The 13,376-nt window shown below is 65.9% G+C and carries 13 protein-coding genes; 5 read left to right on the forward strand and 8 right to left on the reverse strand.

Features of this window, described 5'->3' with window-relative positions; genetic code table 11:
* The 3 genes from ACM608_RS02245 to ACM608_RS02255 are packed head-to-tail and all read left to right on the forward strand — an operon-like array spanning position 1 to position 2,759.
* Entirely contained in the window at positions 1–1,011 is a 1,011-nt protein-coding gene (locus ACM608_RS02245; protein ID WP_419681486.1) for a zinc-dependent alcohol dehydrogenase family protein, read from the forward strand.
* A 24-nt stretch (positions 1,012–1,035) separates the two neighbouring features.
* The gene (locus ACM608_RS02250) at positions 1,036–2,250 is read left to right on the forward strand and encodes a phosphotransferase family protein (protein ID WP_419681488.1); all 1,215 of its coding nucleotides are present in this window, start codon (positions 1,036–1,038) and stop codon (positions 2,248–2,250) included.
* Positions 2,250–2,759: a hypothetical protein gene (locus ACM608_RS02255; protein ID WP_419681490.1), complete on the forward strand. Its 510-nt coding sequence runs from the start codon at positions 2,250–2,252 to the stop codon at positions 2,757–2,759. The genes ACM608_RS02250 and ACM608_RS02255 overlap by 1 nt, the downstream gene beginning before the upstream one ends.
* A 33-nt stretch (positions 2,760–2,792) precedes the next feature.
* On the opposite strand, the gene ACM608_RS02260 is transcribed toward ACM608_RS02255, so the two are convergent.
* Positions 2,793–3,548 carry an SDR family NAD(P)-dependent oxidoreductase gene (locus tag ACM608_RS02260; protein ID WP_419681492.1) on the reverse strand — a complete coding sequence of 252 codons (756 nt, stop codon included), beginning with the start codon at positions 3,546–3,548 and terminating at the stop codon, positions 2,793–2,795.
* A 137-nt stretch (positions 3,549–3,685) separates the two neighbouring features.
* Here ACM608_RS02260 and ACM608_RS02265 point away from each other — a divergent pair, with 137 nt between their 5' ends.
* Complete coding sequence (locus ACM608_RS02265; RefSeq protein WP_419681494.1) at positions 3,686–4,615, forward strand: 3-keto-5-aminohexanoate cleavage protein; 930 nt, start codon at positions 3,686–3,688, stop codon at positions 4,613–4,615.
* A gap of 19 nt (positions 4,616–4,634) precedes the next feature.
* Here the strand turns inward: ACM608_RS02265 and ACM608_RS02270 are convergent, their stop codons facing one another.
* The 6 genes from ACM608_RS02270 to ACM608_RS02295 form a co-directional block, all read right to left on the reverse strand.
* Positions 4,635–5,600 carry a DUF7065 domain-containing protein gene (locus ACM608_RS02270; RefSeq protein ID WP_419681496.1) on the reverse strand — a complete coding sequence of 322 codons (966 nt, stop codon included), beginning with the start codon at positions 5,598–5,600 and terminating at the stop codon, positions 4,635–4,637.
* A 23-nt stretch (positions 5,601–5,623) separates the two neighbouring features.
* Positions 5,624–5,965: a hypothetical protein gene (locus tag ACM608_RS02275; protein ID WP_419681498.1), complete on the reverse strand. Its 342-nt coding sequence runs from the start codon at positions 5,963–5,965 to the stop codon at positions 5,624–5,626.
* Entirely contained in the window at positions 5,962–7,233 is a 1,272-nt protein-coding gene (locus tag ACM608_RS02280) for an aromatic ring-hydroxylating oxygenase subunit alpha (protein WP_419681499.1), read from the reverse strand. The genes ACM608_RS02275 and ACM608_RS02280 overlap by 4 nt, the downstream gene beginning before the upstream one ends.
* Before the next feature lie 29 nt (positions 7,234–7,262).
* Entirely contained in the window at positions 7,263–7,949 is a 687-nt protein-coding gene (locus ACM608_RS02285) for an EthD domain-containing protein (protein WP_419681501.1), read from the reverse strand.
* 70 nt (positions 7,950–8,019) lie between these two features.
* Positions 8,020–10,605 carry a TonB-dependent receptor gene (locus ACM608_RS02290; protein ID WP_419681503.1) on the reverse strand — a complete coding sequence of 862 codons (2,586 nt, stop codon included), beginning with the start codon at positions 10,603–10,605 and terminating at the stop codon, positions 8,020–8,022.
* Positions 10,606–11,004: 399 nt separating this feature from the next.
* Positions 11,005–11,757, reverse strand: coding sequence for a MerR family transcriptional regulator (locus tag ACM608_RS02295; RefSeq protein ID WP_419681505.1), 753 nt, complete (start codon positions 11,755–11,757; stop codon positions 11,005–11,007).
* A 110-nt stretch (positions 11,758–11,867) separates the two neighbouring features.
* Here ACM608_RS02295 and ACM608_RS02300 point away from each other — a divergent pair, with 110 nt between their 5' ends.
* Positions 11,868–12,530: a class II aldolase/adducin family protein gene (locus tag ACM608_RS02300; protein ID WP_419681507.1), complete on the forward strand. Its 663-nt coding sequence runs from the start codon at positions 11,868–11,870 to the stop codon at positions 12,528–12,530.
* Here ACM608_RS02300 and ACM608_RS02305 read toward each other — a convergent pair whose 3' ends face one another.
* The gene (locus tag ACM608_RS02305) at positions 12,531–13,352 is read right to left on the reverse strand and encodes an alpha/beta fold hydrolase (RefSeq protein ID WP_419681509.1); all 822 of its coding nucleotides are present in this window, start codon (positions 13,350–13,352) and stop codon (positions 12,531–12,533) included.
* Between the last annotated feature and the right edge of the window lie 24 nt (positions 13,353–13,376).

The following is a 13,376-nucleotide window of genomic DNA, read 5'->3' on the forward strand; positions in this document are numbered from 1 at the left end:
ATGCGCCGCTACGTCATCACGCCCGGCGAGGGCATCGACGGCCTGAAGCTTGTCGAGGCGGAGCGTCCGTCGCCTGCGCGCGGGCAGGTGCTGGTCAAGATGCACGCTGGCTCGCTCAATTTCCGCGAGCTGCTGATGGTCAACGGCCAGTATCCGGGCGGCAGCGGGGAGCCCGTCGTCCCCCTGTCGGACGGCGCGGGCGAGGTGATCGAGGTCGGCGCGGATTGCACCCGGTTCAAGGTCGGCGACCGCGTCGCCGGTGCCTTCATGCAGGGCTGGACCGGCGGTGGCGTGGTCGATGCGGATATCCCCACCGCGCTCGGCGGCGCGATCGACGGCGTGCTGACCGAATATCGCGTGTTCGAGGAGAGCGGGCTGGTCTCGATCCCCGATCACCTCTCCTACGAGGAGGCGGCGACGCTCCCCTGCGCGGCCGTGACCGCCTGGAACGCGCTCTACGGCCTGACGACGCTCAAGCCGGGCCAGACCGTGCTGACGCTGGGCACCGGCGGCGTCTCGATCTTCGCGCTGCAGTTCGCGGTCGCTGCCGGCGCGCGCGTGATCGCAACCTCGTCGAGCGATGAGAAGCTGGCCCGCGCGCGCGAACTCGGCGCGGCGGAGACGATCAACTACCGCACGCATGAGGATTGGGATCAGGAGGTGCGCCGCCTGACCAATGGCCGCGGCGTCGACACGGTGGTCGAGGTCGGCGGCCCGGGCACGCTTGCCCGCTCGATCGCATCCACCGCCCGCGATGGCAGTGTGCAGCTGATCGGCGTGCTGTCGATGGCTGAGATCGATCCCCTGCCGATCCTGACCGGTGGCGTCATGGTGCGCGGCTTCATGGTCGGCTCGCGTGAGATGTTCGAGGCGATGAACCGCGCTATCGCGGTCAACGGGCTCCGGCCGGTGATCGACCGCAGCTTCGCCTTCGAGGAGGCGGCGGACGCCTTCCGCTACCTCGCCTCCGCCGCGCATTTCGGCAAGGTTGTCATCCGCATCGCCAGCTAGCCCTGCACCCGAAGGTTCGTAAAGATGTCCACACCCGCAGATCCGCGCGCCGCTCCGACCGACGCTTTCATCGAGGCAATCCGCCGCCGCTTTCCCGTCGAGACCGAGATCGACCGTATCCTCACGCGCAAGATGCGCCTGCGCGGCGGGGAAGGGTATTCTCCGGTTCCGATGCAGCGGCTGATCGACGGTCTGCACAGCCTGATCGAGGCGAACGGCACAAGCGACTTCGCCCTGTCGCGCGTGCGCTGGCTGACCGGTGGCGCGTCCAAGATCCAGGTCGCGTTCGATCTCGAATGGAACGGCGTCGAGGGCGGCGATCGCCGGGTCACCCCCATGGTGCTCCGCATGGAGCCGCCTGAATCGGTCGTGGAAACCAGCCGCCAGCGCGAGTTCGAGCTGATCCAGGCGCTCGACGGCATCGTGCCGGTGCCCCCCTGCTTCTGGGTCGATCCCGACGGCCAGCATCTGCCCTATCCGGCGCTCGTCTACGGTTTCGCCGAAGGTGTCACCCGGCCGACCAACCTGCCCACCACGCAAGTCACCGGCATCGGCCTGAACTACGGCCCGGAGTTCCGCCCCGTCCTCGCCGAGCAGGTGCTGAACCACATCGGCCGCATTCATCGCGAGGGCGCTGCGATCGCGGAGAAGCTCCCGCATTATGACAAGGCGGAGATCGGCAGCAACGCGTCCACCATCCGCTTCGTCAACTGGTGGCGGCGGGTATGGGAGGAGGATCGCGAGGAAGACGATCCGCTGATGGAGTTCGCCTATCAGTGGCTGATCGCCAATGCCCCGCCGCTCGATCATGTCTCGGTCGTCCACGGCGACTGCCGCAACGGCAACTTCCTCTTCAGCGAGGAAACCAAGCAGATCACCGCCTGGCTCGATTGGGAACTGGCGTTCCTCGGCGACCGCCATCAGGATCTCGCCTGGGCCTCGCAAAGCGCGTTCCGCCACCGCAGCGAGGACGGCAAGCACGACCTGATCGCCGGCCTGTTCCCTTCGACCGAGTTCGCGGAACGCTATGAGGCGGCCTCCGGCCTCTCGGTCGATCCGAAGCGGATGCGCTATTTCCGCGTGCTGGCGGCCTATATGTCCGTCTCGATCTGCGCCGGCACCGGTTATCGCGTCGCGCGCGGCGGCAAGACCCATCAGGACATCGTCGTCGCCTGGCTGGCGATGGTGTCCTATCCGCTTATGGAACAGATGCGCACCACGCTGGAGGAGGCCGCCTGATGGTTCCCGATCTCGACCTTCAGCTCCAAGTGGTGCTGAAAGCGCTGCAGGACACGATCAAGCCCGCGCTCGACCCGGCCGACAAGCCTGCGGGCGAGCAGCTGGGCCTCATCATGGCCACGCTCGGCCTGGTGCGCGCCAACCTGCCGAAGCAGCGCCGCTTCGTCCGCCGCCTGCTGGAAAAGGCGATCGCGCTTGCCGAGACGCTGAACGCCGGATCGGCCGAGGCCGCGCTGGCACAGGCGATCGACGACGCCCGCGCAATGCTCCGTGATCCGGAGGCGGAGGCGTTCGAGGTCGAGGCGTGTCGCGGCGCGCTCAACGCGCGGCTGGCGGAACGGATCGCGGCGGCGGGTGAGGGCGGGATCGCTGCCCTGTCGGCCGATGTCCTGTCTGGCACGCGCGGCACGGTGGAGCTGATCCGCGCCTTCAACGCCGGGTCCGGCTTCGAAGGCGCGGACTCCACCGTCCCGCCGATCGACACCCTGCTGACGCCCGCGCGCGTTTGAAGCGGAGGGCGGGGGAAACCCGCCCTCGCGCCATCAGATGCAGGTATGTCCGCCGTCGACCGCGTAGGACGCGCCGGTGACGAAGCTCGCCTCGTCCGAGATCAGGAAGCGCGCCGCCGCTGCGATCTCTTCCGGCTGGCCGAAGCGGTTCATCGGGTGGACGGCCGCAAGCGCCGGCTCCAGCCCCCGATCGAGCGCCATCGCGCCTTTCAGCATCGGCGTGAGCGTCCCACCCGGCAGCACGGCGTTGATGCGAATGCCCTTGGTTGCGTAATCGATCGCGCCGCCCCGGACGAGGCCCATCACGCCCGCCTTGCTGGCGCAATATTCCGCGCCGTTGGGAAAGCCGACCATCGCCGCCGTCGATGCGATGTTGACGATCGATCCGCCGCCCGCCGCCAGCATCGCCGCGACCTCGTACTTGTTGCACAGGAACAGGCCGCGCAGGTTCACGCCGTGGCACCGGTCCCATTCAGCCAGGTCGACCTCGTGGAGGAGCTTGCCGACCTGCGGCACCCCCGCCGCATTGACCGCGCCGGTCAGCGGACCAAGACGGCCGGCTGCTTCCACCATCGCGCGGACGTCATCCTCGGACGAGACATCGGCGGTGACCGCCTCCGCCACCTGACCGGCGTCGCGAATCTCACGCGCGACCGCCTCCGCCGCCTCTGCCGTACGGTCGGCGACCGTGACCCGCGATCCCGACTCGGCCAGCAGCAGCGCCACCGCGCGCCCGATGCCGCTACCGCCGCCCGTCACCAGCACGGACTTGCCGCTCAAACCCCGCATGACCCTCTCCTTTATGTCGTCTTCCGGCGTACATCCTGACCAGATTGTCAGCTTTTCGCAAGCGGAGCTCTTTGGCGTCTTGACGCGGCAGGCGATTGCCGCAAACCACCGATCGACAAAGTTTTGGGGAGGACGACATGGCGAGCGACAAGGTTATCATCACCTGTGCGATCACGGGTTCTATCCACACCCCGTCGATGTCGCCGCATCTGCCGGTCACCGCGCAGGAAATCGCCGAATCCGCCCTCGGCGCGGCGGAGGCGGGTGCCGCGATCGTCCACCTCCACGCGCGCAATCCCGAGGATGGCCGCCCGGATCAGTCGCCCGAAGCATTCGAGCCGTTCCTCCGCGTCATCAAGCAGTCTTCTAACGTCGTGGTGAACCTCACCACCGGCGGCTCGCCCTACATGCCGGTCGAGGAGCGTATTCGCCCGGCCTCCGTGTGGAAGCCGGAAGTCGCCAGCCTCAACATGGGATCGATGAACTTCGGCCTGTTCCCAATGCTGAAGCGCTTCAAGGAGTTCAAGCACGACTGGGAACCGGCGATGCTGGAAGGCAGCCATGACCTCGTCTTCCGCAACAGCTTCAAGGACATCCGCTACGCGCTCGAAACGCTGAACGAGACGAACACCCGCTACGAATTCGAGTGCTACGACACCAGCCACCTGCACAACCTCCACTATTTCTACCAGGAAGGCTTGGTGAAGGCGCCGCTCTTCATCCAGACCGTCTTCGGCCTGCTCGGCGGCATCGGCCCTTCGCCGGAGGAGGTGCTGCACATGAAGCGCACCGCCGACCGGCTGTTCGGCGACGATTACCGCTGGTCGGTGCTGGGGGCAGGGCGCAGCCAGATGCCGATTGCCGCGATCGGTGCGGCAATGGGCGGCAATGTCCGCGTCGGGCTGGAGGACTCGCTGTGGCTCGGCAAGGGCCAGTTCGCCAAGACCAACGCCGATCAGGTTCTTCAGGTGCGCAAGATCATCGAGGGGCTTGGCCTGTCGGTGGCGACGCCGGACGAGGCGCGCGAAATTCTTCAGCTGAAAGGCGGCGACCAGGTCGCGTTCTGAGCGAAGCGGCCGGCGCGGGTCAGCCCCGCGCCGCCGCGCCGTGCCGCACGCGATAGGCCATCGCGCTGTTTTCCATGGCCAGGCCGTGGCCGACATCGCCGCCGAGCGTCCAGCGCATCAGCGAGATGCCGACGTCGACGCTTGGATAGACTGGCCAGGGTCCGCCCGCGATCGCCGCGCCGTATAGGGTCAGACGACGTCCGTCGGCGTCCTCGACTTCCCAGATACCGGCGATGGGCTGGTATTCCAGGCGGGTGAGCTTCAGTTGGCCGCCGGTCAGCCCGGTCACCTTTCCGCCTTCGCAGATGTAGCCGTGCGCCAGCGACAGGGTGTCGCTGGCTGCCGGGTCCGCCGGGAAGAAGGCGTGGACGGCAAGGTCGCGCTCCGGAAAGTAGCTGCCCAGCCACATCATCGCCGGCAGTTCGGTCTCGGTGCGCGGCCCCCAGCTGTGATCCATCACCTGCACGCAGTCGATCGGGAAGGTCTCGCCCCGGCAGCGGATTTCGCCGGTCACCCGCGCGTGCATGTCCCAATGCCCGCGATAGGCCTCGCCCAGCACGAAGCCGCCGTCCATCTGCCGCCGGGTCACCGGGTCCATCTCGGGATCGGCGATGTCGTAGGGCGGCATGATCCCGCGCACGTCGAAGTGGATCTCCGTCTCGTCCGTGCCGAGATAATCGACGCGGTAGTCGCGCACCGACAACGCCTCGACCGACAGGCCGCTCGGCAGGGTATAGCGGCGCAGGCTCTTCGACATCGGCTGGTGATGGTGGTTGGCGACGTAGAGCGCATCCCAGCTGCGGTTCACCAGCCCGCGCCAGATCCGCACGTCCGTCATCACCACTCCCAGATTGGGCCGGAACAGCGCCTGTAGATGCCCGCAGATACCCAGTTCCGCATTGAAGAAGGCGAAGTAATTGGTCTCCGCCCAGTCGTGCTGATCGGGGTCGGTCGGGTGAAAGTCGATATCGGCGTCCTGGATCATCGTCCTCTCCCGTCTTTTTTCGATCAGCCGAAAGTGGCGAAGCTCCGCGTCACCGTCAGCTGGTCGGGATAGGGCGCATAGGGTGCGCGGGGCGCGCCATGCACCTCGATCGCCATCGCCGCATGGTTCAGCGCCAGCAGCAGGCGGTAGAGACGGGCGACATCCTCAGGCAGGTCCGGAAAGGCATGGCCATCGACCAGCGCCAGCGCGTCGGAGGCGCGCGGCACCATTGCGTCGTAGAACCGCCTGATCTCCTCCATCGATCGCCCACCACGATAGGCGCGGCGCGCGTTGAAGGTCGGAAGGTCCCATTCCTCGACGAACGGCTCCAGTTCCTCGAAGCCGGCCGGAAGACGGCCGGTCACGCCGTCGCCTCCGCCACGCTGTGCGCCCGCGCCCAGCGTTCGACATGGTGGACGGAATGGCGGATCATCACCTCGTTCTGCTGCAGCACCATGAAGTCCTTGCCGCCGGAATCGATGCCGCGCTGCGTCCGCTTCACGTTGCTCAGGTCTTCCAGCAGCACCTCCAGCACGCGGCAGATATATGCCTCCTGCATGAAGCGGAGGCGCGCGTTGTCAGCCTCCGCGATGTAGAAACGCGCCTCGTACCGGCAGGTATTCGGCGTCAGCGGCCAGAACTGGTGGGTTAGGAACCCGCCCTGACCCGTATCGATATGAAAGTTCGGGAAGATGACGTGGACGTCATGAACCCATTCCTTCGCTTTCGGGAAGTTGACGGCGGGATGCGCCAGGTACGACGCCATGTCGTCCTTGCTGCCCGCCGCCACGACATTGGCGGTCCCCATCGCCTCATAGGCCAGTCGCTCGACATAGGCCTCGCCGGACGGGACATAGTCCGGATTGCCGTACAGCGCCGCGCTACGATGCGGGCCAAAGAACCGCGCGCCCAGGATATGGGCGAACTTGTTGTCCTGCGAACTGAAGGTCTTGCCGATCGTGTTCGCGTGAATGGCGGGGATGTGGTACGCCTCCATGAAGGCGTCGAGCGCAACCTTCCAGTTGCACTCAAGCTCGGCCTCGATGACGATCGGGTTGTCGGCGTATTTGTACTCGATCCCTTCCAGATAGGGGCCGAGGTCGCCGAGGAATTCCTTCAGCGTGGTCGACGGCTGCCGTTCCAGGTTGACGAAGACGAAGCCTTCCCAGACCTCGCAGGTGATCTTCGACAGTCCGCACTTTGCCTTGTCGAGGTTCTCGAACGATCCCTCGTCCGGAACGCCGATCAACCGCCCGTCATTGCCGTAAGTCCAGTTGTGGTAACGGCAGAGCAGGCGCGAGGCATTGCCCTTCTTGTCCCAGACCACCTGATTGGCACGGTGCGAGCAGACGTTGTGGAAGGCGCGGATCTGCCCGTCGCGGGCGTGCGTCAGGATGACCGACGCGCCGAGCACCTCGATCTCGCGGACGAGATAGTCGCCGATGTTCGGCAGCTCCTCGATGCGCGCCAGCACCAGCCAGCTTCGCCCGAAGACATTGTCGCGCTCCGCCTCGAAGAAGTCCTTCGTTCGATAGGGATCGAGCGGCACAGGCTCGGGCAGCAGGCCGGCCTCGCGCGTGTAATTCAGGGCCAGCTTCGCAGGCTCGGCCTCGATCTTCTCGTCGTAAGTCATGCGGGCACTCCTCGCGCGCGCGGTGCGGATCAGATGAAGCGTTCGGCCTGCGCCAGCATCGTCACGGATCTGCCGCCACGGTCGAGCAGCGCTCGGAGCGCCGCGGGCTCGCGATCGGCCGACTTGTGGAACTCCAGGCGGGTCGGCCACCAAAGCTCGCGCAGGCCGATGAAGGTCGGCGCGTTGTCATGCACCTCGGCGATGGGGCGAGCCCGGGTGTGGCGGAATACGCCGAGCTTTTCGCCCAGCGCCTCATCGTCGGCCTGCGCCCAGTCGGCATTGCCGTCCGGTAGGATGAACTGCAGGATCTTGACGCTCATCGGGCTGCGCGCCGGGTTCCACATCTCGTCGCCGGGATGCAGGCCGATGTTCCAGCGCGGCCCGGAAGTCAGGACCTCCGACACGCCCGCAAAGAAGGTCAGCCGATCCATGTCGACGAACTTCGGCTCGTCCTCGATCAGGTATTTGACGAGCACCGGTTCCTCGCGGAAGTTCACGGCGTCGGCGACGTTGTCGAGCCAGATCTCGGCGACCGCCTCGAACGGCGCGTCATAGGCGGGCAGGCGATCGGTCTCGATGCGGTGGTTCTGGTAATAGCCGCGCATCGTGGAGAGATGGCGACCCATCGTCCCGTGCGGATGGCGGTAATAATCGTGGAACTCGTCGAGGCCCATGCCCGGCTTCGGCGGGATCAGGCCATACATCTTTACGCTCATACGAGTCTCCACGAAGCGGCGGTACTTGAAAGAAAAAGGGCCGGGATCATCGATCCCGGCCCCTCTTGCGTCAGAACTTGTAGGAGGCGCTGACCCCGTATTCGGCGGGCCGGCCGGCATAGCGGACGATGTTGTCATATGCCTGGATCGCCTGGGTCCAATAGTACTTGTTGAAGATGTTCTTGCCCCAGACGGTCATCCGCCAATGCCCGTCCGCGGTGGCGATGCCGAGATTGCCGTCGACCAGCGCGCGGGCGTTGATCTTGTAGCGTTCGCGATCGAGCGCCGAGGTCGTCAGGATGCCGATCGAGGAGCTCTGGCCGTTCACGCCCGCGCCGATGAAGAAGTTGAAGCGGTCGTTGATCGGCGTCGTGTAGTCGGCGCGGATGGCGTACTGCAATTCGGGCGCGAAGGGCAGGTCGACGCCCTTGAAGGATGCAATGACCGGATCACGCAGGCCGAGTGAATTAACCGTCGAGCCGACAATGCCGTCATAACGGCGCACCTTCGCGTCGAGGTAGGTCGCCGAGGCCGACAAGGTGAGGCCCTGCGCCGCCTGGGCGTTGATCGAGATCTCGGCACCCTTTACCTTCGACTTCGGCACGTTCACGAGGTTGTCGAGCGCGCCGAAGATCGGATCGACGAACTTCGCGCGAAGCTGCTTGTCGCGGAAGTCGTACAGGAACGCGGCACCGTTGATTGACACCTTGCGATCGAAGAGCTGGGCCTTGAACCCGCCTTCATAGTCGGTCAGCTTTTCCTGCGTCACCGGATCGTAGGCCGAGTAGATGGCGCCGGCTAGCGTCGGGAAGCTGCCCGCCTTGAAGCCGCGCGAGACGTTCAGGTAGATCAGCAGGTTGCTGGTCGGCTTGAAGTCGACGCCCGCGCTCCACGAGGTGCTGTCCTCGTTGAGCTTGTCCTGACGCGGCTTGGTGGTCAGGTAGGTGTCGGGATCAACCGGCGTCCCGTCGGCATTGACGCGGTTGTCGATCGCGATGCCCTCGCCACACTGGATCGTCGGCACGGCCCCGCCATACAGCGCCGCGTAGGTCGCGTTGAAGAAGTTCGTGAGCGAGCACGGACCCAGCGCGCCGCCGGGGAACAGCCCGGGTGTCTCGAATGGTGAGCGGATAAAGGCGTCGCGCTTGGCCTTGGTCTGCCGGATACCACCCTTCAGGGTGATCTGGTCGGTGACGTCGAATTCGATATTCCCGAACGCGGCGTAGTTCTTCATCGTCTGGTCGGAACCGTAGGCATTACCCGAAAAGCCGTTCTGCGCGCGTGACGAGGTTCCGCCGATATAGAGGTAGATCAACTCGTCGGCCGTGGTGTGCTCATAGTTCGCACCGAGAGTGTAGCGCAGGCGATTGCTGCCCGAGTTCGCGATGCGAAGCTCGCTCGTGAACGACTTCACCTTGCCGATATCCGGATCAAGGTCCAGCCCCTCGGTCGATGTACCGTCCGATTCAGTGGCGTTCAGGAACCGGAGATGGCTGTACCCGCTGATCGAGGTGATCGTCAGATCATCGGAGAGATCGTAGTCGGCGCGCAGCGAGGTTTGCCAGAACTTGTTGTCCGCAAACGGCCGGTGGTTCGGATCCCAATCAGCCGCCCGCGCCTTGTTCGGCGCGATCGGGTAGAGGAAGATCGGCAGATTGGCGGGCACCGCACCGATCGGGCCGACCGAACCCGGCGGGTTCTGCGGCTGGACGTATTTGTGCTGCGGCGCCTGCGGATCGCTCTGGTCGCGCCAGCCGTTCAGGTTGAAGCTGAACCGCAGGCTGTCGCTCGGCTCCCAGTCGAGCAGGAAGCGGCCGGCGACGTTCTTGGTCTCGCCGAGCGTGTCCTGCCGGTTGTTGCTGCTGGGCGCCACGCCGATCGCCACCAGCGCTGGATCGACGCCGCCGTCGACGCGGGTATAGCTCTTCTGCCAATCGTCGCCGCGCGCGAACTTGACGGCAAGGCGCGCTTTCATCGTGCTGGTCAGCGCGCCGCTGACATAGGCCGAACCCTCGACCATGTTGAACCGGCCGTAGCTGAGCTCCGCACCGGCATGGAAGGCGTCGGTCGGCTTGGCGGCAACGAAGTTGATCGCGCCGGCGGTCGCGTTATTGCCGAACAGGGTGCCCTGCGGCCCCTTCAGCACCTCGACGCGCTCCAAGTCGAACGCGGTCAGCGCCGACATCGCGGGCAGCGAGAGAGGCACCTGATCGAGGTAGAGGCTGACGCTCGGATAGGCGGCAAGCGACGCTTCGAAGAAGCCGACGCCGCGGATCGTGTAGACCGGCGTCGAGTTCGGCGTCGGGGCGAAGGTCAGGCCGGGCGTCACCTTGGCGAGGTCCGCCACGTTGCCGACGCGCTGGGTGGCGAGCTGCTGGCCGCTCAGCGCCGAGATGGTCAGGCCGACGCGGTTCAGGCTCTGCTCGCGCTTGGTCGCGGTGACGACGATCTCGCCGACATTGTCGCTGGATGAGGCGTCTGCACCGGGGCCGGCGCCACCGGCCGCGCCGGGCTGGCCGGGCGCTGCGCCGGCGGGACCCGCGCCGCCCGTATCGCCGCCGCTCGGCGCGGTCTGGGCGAACGCCGTCGCGCTGCTAACGCTCACGAGCAACAGCGCCGAGCTGCCAAGCAGGCGCAGGAAGACTGGCGATTTCATCAATGCATCCCCTCTGAAACGGCATTTTCCGTGCCTTCGCGTTTGATCTTATGGCGAAGGCGCATCTCCTATACGCAAGACAATCGAGCCGATCAAAAACTTTCCATGCGAGTGACCTGTTTTTTCCGGGGCGAGATTCTCGCGTCTGGCGGGGCAGGGTCGTTGCCGAGCAGATCGGCATCCCGCCCGGCATTCTGCGCCGCCTCGCCAACAGGAGGAGTGCTAAGCGAACCGCCCGATCTTTAGCCTTCCAATGTAGGAAAATAAGTGCTTTGCCGCTGCTGGCTCTTTCGATCGTTTATCATCCCCGCTCGCGTGCGGGCGCGTGCAGGCGGGCGCGGGCGCACCCGTTGAGATGGGACTTTTGAGACTTTCCATCCTTTCGCGGCCGTCGCGACATTACCTGTCGCGCTCTCCCGGTGCGATCGGCGGCAACATCGCAGGCTCCGGCAGCACCGGCGCATCGTCCTGCGTCGCGTCATGGATAAAGCGCATGAACGACTTCTGCCGCAGCAGGCCAAAGAAATCGAGCATCAGCGGTAGCGCCTGTTGCAACATGGTCGCCGCCCGCTCCTCATCGATGCGCCCTGAAACCCTTTCAAGAAAAAGTCGGGCCTCGTTCGCCGCGACATATTCGGACGCCTCGCGGTAGTAGGACAGGATGTCCGGCGAAAAGCCGATCTGCTCGATAAAGCCGACCTGCCGCATCCGACCCCAGATCTCGATCAGCTTCGCGTCGCTCAGGGTCAGCCGCACACCGCCGTCCTCGCGCTGCGGCGAGACGAGGCCGAGCTGTTCGAGCGCATCGACGTCCGTCTCGGCGCTGGGATTGCTGTCGTGGAGCACATCGACCGGCACCGTCTCGGCACCGATCCCAACGCGGGTGGCGAGGAGTTCCTCCAGATGATGGAACGCGCCCGCCTCCAGCCGGCGGGATGCGTTGCCCGCCAATGCCGACTTGATCTGCGCCAGCGTCAGCCCGCTGTCCCGTTGCAACTCCCGCACGGCCAGGATCGCGCGGACATGGGTCTCGTCATAATCGGCGACATTGCGGGCCGGGCGATGCGGTTCGGGCAAGAGGCCGTTGCGAAAGAAGACGCGGATCGTCTCGCGGTTCACCCCCGTCCGCGCCTCCAGATCCCGCATCTTCATCCAACTTGTCCCAACCGCTCGGTGTGCTCCGCCCGCCATAGCGGGCACGGCGACGGATTGTCACCTTCGGCCGAACCGGGCATGCCCATGCGAAATCGAGGGAGGATGTCATGGTAACGGCGGCGGATCAGCGCCTGGTTCAGCAGGCGGCGCGCGCATTGGGCGGCGCGGGGCTGGTCCATGCCTATGGGCATTGCAGTCTGAGGCTCGATGCGGACAGTTTTCTCGTCTGCGCGGCGATGCCGATGGGGCTGATCGGGGAGGAGCCAGGGACCGTGGTGCCGGTGGCCGCTCCCTTGCCGGACGGCGTGCTGGGGGAGGTGCGGGCGCATCAGGCGATCTACGCGCGCCGGCCGGAGGTGCGCGGCATCTGCCGGATCATGCCGCCGGCGCTCATGGCGCTGTCCACCCAGCGCATCTTGCCGCGCCCGCGCCACGGCATCGGCGCCTATTTCCCCGATCTGGTTCTCTGGGACGACCCGCGCCTTCTCCGCGACGATGCCAGCGCCGCCGCGCTCGGGGAGACGCTCGGCGGCGCACCGGCGATCGTGATGCGGGGCAATGGCGCGGTGGTCGTCGCCGATGCGCTGGAAAAGGCGGTGACCCTCTCATGGTTCCTTGAGGACGCCGCGCGCGTCGAGCTGGCGGTGCGCTCCAGCGGTGCCGATCCGGAGACGGGCTTGCTCGACGCCGAGGAGACCGCCGCCCGCCAGGTCTTTGCGGGCGGCGTCGTCGAGAGGATGTGGGCCTATCTCACCGCCAAGGCGGGCTGATCAGCCGAGCAGGAATGGGGTCACCAGTTCGACGAAGCGGTCGCGCTTCTCGATCTGGGTCCAATGGCCGCATTCGCCAAAGACGTGCAGTTCGGAATGCTTGAGCAAGCTGGAAAAGCGATAGGCGTTCTCGACCGGCACGATCACGTCTTCGCGTCCGTGGACGATCATCGCCTTGTGCTCGATGCGGCGGATGTCGTCCTCCGGCGTGGCGAGGCGGGACAGTTTCTCCTGCCGCGGTTCGGGGAACAGGCGCTCATAGGCGGCGCGGCCTTCCGGACGCAGGCTCGCCTCATGCCGCGACTGCACGATCACGTCGGTGACGAGGTCGGCATTGTACGCAAAGGTCGTCATCAGCGCGCGCATGTTCTCAAGCGTCGGCTCGTAGTTCCAGACCCGCTCGAGCCCCTCGGTCATCTTGAAGTCGAGGCCGGCCGCGCCCATCAGCACGAACTTGTCCACCCGGTTCGGGTGCCGCGCGGCCGTAGCGAGGCTCAGCGCGCCACCATAGCTGTTGCCGATGAACGACGCCTTCTCGATCCCCAGCGCGTCGAGCAGGCCGATGATATGGGCCACCCAGACATCGAGCGTGAAGTCCTTGATGTCTGCCGGACAGTCGGTGTAGCCGAAGCCGACCATGTCCGGCGCGATCACGCGGAAGTGGCGGGCAAGATCGGGAATGACGCCGCGCCAGTTGGCGAAACCGGTGACGCCCGGGCCGGACCCGTGGATCAGGATCAGCGGCGGACCTTCGCCTTCCTCGATATAGTTGGTGCGGATGCCATTGGCGACGATCGACTTGCCGATCTCGGGATTGGTCACGGAAACTCTCTCCTGTAAAAGCGC

This window comes from Sphingomonas sp. ID0503 (assembly GCF_048565625.1).
GTDB lineage: Bacteria > Pseudomonadota > Alphaproteobacteria > Sphingomonadales > Sphingomonadaceae > JBLZUR01.